This is a genomic window from Adlercreutzia equolifaciens, assembly GCF_029076695.1.
Taxonomy (GTDB): Bacteria; Actinomycetota; Coriobacteriia; order Coriobacteriales; family Eggerthellaceae; genus Adlercreutzia; species Adlercreutzia equolifaciens_A.
In genome coordinates, this window is the sequence record NZ_JARFIK010000478.1 from 1 (window position 1) to 295 (window position 295).

Consider the following 295-nt stretch of genomic DNA (forward strand, 5'->3'; position numbering starts at 1 on the left):
GTTGCAGGACATGGAGACGTAGAAGGCGAACACGTCGTGTTCCCACGCGCCCTCGTCGTTTTGGATCCAGGTTCCCCCCGCATACTCGTGCACAGTGCGGAAAGCCGGACCTGTGCCCAGATCATGGTAGTCCCGGCAGGCCATCTCGCAGGTCTTGCAGCCCGTGCAGCGCCGCTGGTCGAACGAGAAGCCGAACTGATGATGCGGGTCGCCCGAGGAACCCGCGCCAGATACGATCGGCATCTTCGCGCGCGTCATCGCGCCACCTCCCCTCGTCCCGCTGCCTCACGCCGCG

General features: G+C 65.4%; 1 pseudogene. It reads right to left on the bottom strand.

The annotated features are described in order from the left end of the window. Positions 1-243, bottom strand: a pseudogene (locus PZH32_RS13255) (hypothetical protein); the annotation flags it as partial. Between the last annotated feature and the right edge of the window lie 52 nt (positions 244-295).